This is a genomic window from Streptomyces sp. NPDC059037, from assembly GCF_042740015.1.
In the GTDB taxonomy this organism is placed as follows: domain Bacteria; phylum Actinomycetota; class Actinomycetes; order Streptomycetales; family Streptomycetaceae; genus Streptomyces.
Genome location: NZ_JBHYIG010000445.1, coordinates 1 through 4,782 on the forward strand (window position 1 = coordinate 1; position 4,782 = coordinate 4,782).

4 protein-coding genes are annotated in these 4,782 nt (G+C 71.2%); 1 reads left to right on the plus strand and 3 read right to left on the minus strand.

The features are described 5' to 3' along the window. Positions 1 to 262 precede the first annotated feature (262 nt). From ACFWY6_RS44205 to ACFWY6_RS44215, 3 genes are all read right to left on the minus strand, one after another. The gene (locus tag ACFWY6_RS44205; RefSeq protein ID WP_384703211.1) at positions 263 to 964 is read right to left on the minus strand and encodes an HAD family hydrolase; all 702 of its coding nucleotides are present in this window, start codon (positions 962 to 964) and stop codon (positions 263 to 265) included. Then, positions 961 to 1,746, minus strand: coding sequence for a hypothetical protein (locus ACFWY6_RS44210; RefSeq protein WP_384703214.1), 786 nt, complete (start codon positions 1,744 to 1,746; stop codon positions 961 to 963). Before ACFWY6_RS44210 ends, ACFWY6_RS44205 begins: the two co-directional genes overlap by 4 nt. A gap of 215 nt (positions 1,747 to 1,961) precedes the next feature. Next, the gene (locus tag ACFWY6_RS44215; protein WP_384703217.1) at positions 1,962 to 3,257 is read right to left on the minus strand and encodes an FAD-binding oxidoreductase; all 1,296 of its coding nucleotides are present in this window, start codon (positions 3,255 to 3,257) and stop codon (positions 1,962 to 1,964) included. A 255-nt stretch (positions 3,258 to 3,512) separates the two neighbouring features. Here ACFWY6_RS44215 and ACFWY6_RS44220 point away from each other — a divergent pair. Then, positions 3,513 to 4,782: glycosyltransferase (locus ACFWY6_RS44220; RefSeq protein WP_384703220.1), on the plus strand; the 1,270-nt coding region annotated here is incomplete at its 3' end.

Sequence of the window (4,782 nt, forward strand, 5' to 3'; positions counted from 1 at the left end):
GGACGACCGATCCGGAACAACCGCCGCAGACAGCCGGTACGAAGTGGCCGCCACGGACAGCCGCTCCGGAACAACCGCCGCAGACAGCCGGTACGAAGTGGCCACCACGGACAGCCGATCCGGAACAACCGCCGCAGACAGCCGGTACGGAACGGCCGCCACGGACAGCCGGTCTCGAATAGCCGCCACGGACGACCGATCCGGAACGGCCGCCGCGGACAGCCGTTGCGGGCGGGGCGCGAGGCGCGGTGGCTCGGGGGGCTCAGGCGGCCCGGACGTGGATGCCGGCCGCGCGTGCGGCCGTCTCCAGGTCGTCGAGACCGTCGAGTTCCAGGTCCGGCGGTGCGGCGCCGTGGTGCGTGCCGTAGCCGAACCTGACCCAGGCGACGGGCATGCCCGCGGCCTGTGCGGCGCGCAGGTCGTAGACGCTGTCGCCGACCATCAGCGCGGACGAGCCGCCGACCAGCCGCAGCGCGCTGAGCAGCGGGTCGGGGGCGGGCTTGCGGCGCTCGGGGCCGTCGCCGGTCACCACCGCGTCGAAGCAGGTGTCGAGGCCCACCGCCGCGAGGAGCGGCGCCGTCACGTGACGGGACTTGTTGGTGCACAGTGCGACCCGGACGCCGGCCGCGCGCAGCCGGCGCAGGAGGTCCTCGGCGCCCGGGTACAGGCGCGCCCTGGCGGCCGGTTGACGCGCGTACCCGGCGAGGTAGGCCTGGTACACGCGCGCCACCAGCGCGGGGTCGTGCTCGCGTCGGCTCTTGCGCATCGACGCCTCGACGAGCGCGGTCCCGCCCTCACCGACCCGTTCGCTCACCTCGGAGCGGGTCAGGGCGGGGAGCCGGTGTTCGCCCAGTGCGCGATTGACGACCTCCTCGATGTCGCTGAGGGTGTCCACCAGCGTGCCGTCGAGGTCGAAGAGGACGGTGTCGATCTGCCGCGGCTCTCGTGCCGTCGCCTGCGTCATCGCGCGGTGACCACGTTGTCGCGGGACCGCATGGTGGTCAGGACGTCGTCGCGGTCGTAGAGAACGCGCCGCCCGTCCTTGCGACGCCGCCACTGATGCGTGTTGGCCAGCCAGTACACGGTGCCGGACGCGATCTGCCAGCCCGCTGAGATGTCCTGTGCGGTGAGCCCCACGCTCTGGGCGGTACGCGGACGGGGCGAGGTCAGGGTGTGCCAGGCGTCCGGCCGCCAGGAGTGGGCGGGGTCCGCGGAGCAGACGATGGCGGCCCGCCCGGTGGGCGTGCGCGGGGAGAGGTGTGCCACCAACTCCCCCTCGCAGCCGGGGCGTACGCAGGTGCCGACGGGCACGCTGCCGTCGCGGCGGTCGGACAGCGCCGACCAGGCGAGCCGCACCAGGTCGTCGGTCTCGGTGGCGATGTCCTGCGCCGCGTCGTGCCCGGTCAGCCAGTCGGCGTGGCCGACGAGGAAGGCGGTGAGCGCCGAGGTGTCGCGGGCCGGGGCCGGGACGCTCCGCTGTTCGCAGACGAGCGCGGCCCAACTCGTCAGGACCGTACGGATGTCGCTCCTGATGTCGAGGACCTGGGTGTTGAGCGGGATGCCGGGTGTGCCCCGCTCCCGTACCTTCCCCGCGGTCCTGCGGGACGGCGCGTGGGTGAGGGTGTTGGCCAGCTCGTCGTAGAGCAGTCCGAGCGCCACCAGGTTCTGGGCGATCCGCTGGGGGGACTGGGACGTGCCGCGTGCGGCGGTGGATGTGCGGGCGGACGCTAAGGACGTGGAGAGCATTGGCGAACATCCCCCTGGCAGTGGTTCCGGTGCTGTACGGACACCCTGCCGGGCGCCGCTACCAGGCCGTTCCCCATCCGTTCCCGCCCCGGTACCGCGCGCTCTCCCGCCCCGGTACCGCGCACGCGCCGCCGCGGACACGACGAAGCTCCGGCCGGAGTGGGTGTCGTTCGGGATCACCCACTCCGACCGGAGCTTCTTCCTGCGTCGCGGCGTCAGTTCTTGCCGCGCGGCCCGACGGTGAAGCCGGGGCTGACGCCGACCTGTGCCGGGACGAACGGTTCAAGTGCCCATGCGGGGCTTACCTGTTCGTGGGCGGCGGACGGGTCCGAGACCGACACCTCCGGGTCCACCGGGGAGATCGCCGCGACGAGGTAGCGGGCGTCGCGCCCGCGCACGGTGTCCGGGACCTTGGGCGTACGGGAGAGCGCACCGCCGAGGTGACGGATGTTCGTGATCACCATGGTGTGGCCGTTCGGCCGCGCCAGGGTTTCGAGCGCCGTCGGGTCGAGCGTGTCGATCAGGACGTTCTCGCCGATGTACGGGCCAGGGGTGTCCGGTTCGGCGTGCACGCGGGCCGACTCGGTGAACGGCATCGGGGCCAGGGTGTCCTCGATCGTCTGCGCCGCCTTGCGCAACGGAGCCACCAGACGGTCGGCGTCCTCGGCCGTGCCGCGCATCGCGATCGCGACGCGTGCGATGCGCCGGCCGCGCAGCGGCGGGGGCAGGAAGTCGCCGTCGGGGAAGGCCATCACCCGCAGCGTGGAGGTGATTTCGTCGGGCGCGCCCGCCGTCCACTCGCGGAACGCGTGGAGCACCGCGGAGTCGCCCTCGGCGTCCGACGCCCCGATGTCGAAGGTCAATCCGCCGCCCTGCAGGGTGCCTTCGGGCAGCAGGCGGATGGTCATCGCGGTGACGACCTCGCCCGGAAGGGGTCCGGTGCCGCGCAGCCGGGCGAAGGTCTCGGTGTCGTTCTCGTCGACCTGGCGCTCCTCGCCGTCCGCGGTCACCACCGTGAACGAACGGACGAAGTCGCTTGCCCAGCCGTCCGACCGGCCGAGCAGGCTGATCCCGCCTCCAAAGGTGTAGCCGACGGCGCCGACGCTCGCCATGCTGCCGCTGGGCGGCACCAGGCCGTGCGGCGCGGCGGCCGCCGCGACATCGCCCCAGGTCGTGCCGCCTTCGACGCGGGCGGTGCGGTCGATGGGGTCGACCACGACGCCGTTCAGCCGACGCACCGTCAGCACGATCCCGCCGTCGGCGGCCAGGCGCATCCCGTGTCCGGTGCTGTGCACGGTGAGCGGAACCCCCCTCTCGCCGGCGAAGCGCACGACGGCCCGGACGTCGTCGGCATCCCGCGCCCCGACCACGAGGTCGGGACGGTGTCGCAGACCGAGCTGGAAGCTCGCCAACTCATCGGCGAATCCCGTGTCGCCTGGCTGCAGCACCGGTCCTGCCACGGCGCGGCTCAGCGCTCCGGCCAGGCGGGATGCTTCGTTCGAGATAGTCATGCTTGTCCTTGTCCTCGACTGCGCTCGGTGGGTCGGGGTCTACCGGTTTCCTGTTCACAGCCCCAGCGTTGGCTGGCAATGTGTTGGCTGCCAACCTATTGGTAGCACATCCGGCAAGACCTGGGCAGACCGCCTGCCCTTTCCGGCCAGTTGGGCCCGCGGGCACCCGCTGAACGAACAGTCCTGAGCGATCGCCCGCTGGGTTAACGTTCCGCACATAGTGACGATCGGCCGAGAAAAAGTGGGGGCAAAACCGTGGTGAATATTCTCGTGGCGACGGCGCCGGCCGAAGGCCACGTCAATGTGATGATGCATGTGGTGAAGGAACTCGTGCGCCGTGGAAACGAAGTGACCTGGTACACGGGGAAGGCATTCGAGGCGCGCGTCGAAAAGACCGGAGCCCGGTTCTCTCCGATCGTCTCCGGATTCGACTACGGCGGAATGACGCACGACGAGGCATTCCCCCACCACGAAGGTCTCACCGGAACCAAGGGAATGGTCGCCGTCTTCCGTGACGTGTTCTTCGGCACCGCACCCGACCAACTCCGGGATCTGACGGCGCTGGCCGAGGAATTGCGCCCCGACGTGGTGGTCACCGACGAGACCACGTACGCCGGCGGATTCCTCAGCGAGAAGACGGGCATTCCGCTGGTCTGGATGGCCACGTCGATCTACACCCTCAGCAGCCGGGACACCGCGCCGTTCGGCATGGGCCTGCGGCCGAGCGCCACCGTCCTCGGGCGCCTGCGCAACCGGATGCTGAAGTGGACCGGGGACCACATCATCATGCGCGAGCTGCGGCGGGAGGCCGACAAGACGCGTGCCCAGGTGGGCCTTGAGCGGATCGACGCCGGCGCCTTCGAGAACATCATCCGCATGCCGTCGCTGTACCTCCTCGGGACGGTGCCGTCCTTCGAGTACCCCCGCAGCGACCTGCTCCCGCAGACCCGCTTCGTCGGCCCCATCACCGGCGAGCCCACCGATGAGTTCCAGCCTCCGCACTGGTGGGACGACTTGAAGGCGTACGACACCGTGGTGCACCTGACGCAGGGCACCGTGGCCAATGAACCCGAGCGGCTGCTGCTGCCCGCGATCCGCGCGCTCTCCGATCTCGACGCCCTGATCGTCACCACCACCGGTGTGCCGCCCGAGCAGCTCGACCTGGGCCCGCTGCCGAAGAACGTACGCGTGGAGCGGTTCGTGCCGTACCACCATCTCCTGCCCCACGCCGACCTCCTGGTCACCAACGGTGGGTACGGCGGTGTCACCGCGGCCCTGAGCAACGGCGTACCGCTCGTCGTGGCCTCCGCCACCGAGGACAAGAACGAGGTCGGCGCCCACGTCGGCTGGTCCGGCGCCGGAGTGCACCTCAAGGAGGGCGACGACCTGGAGACCCAACTGCGGGCGGCGGTACGCCGCGTGCTCACCGAGCCCGGGTTCCGTGAGCGGGCCCGGCAGCTCGGCGAGGAGTACCGCGCGCAGAACGGGCCCCGCCGCGCCGCCGAGCACATCGAGGGTCTGGTGG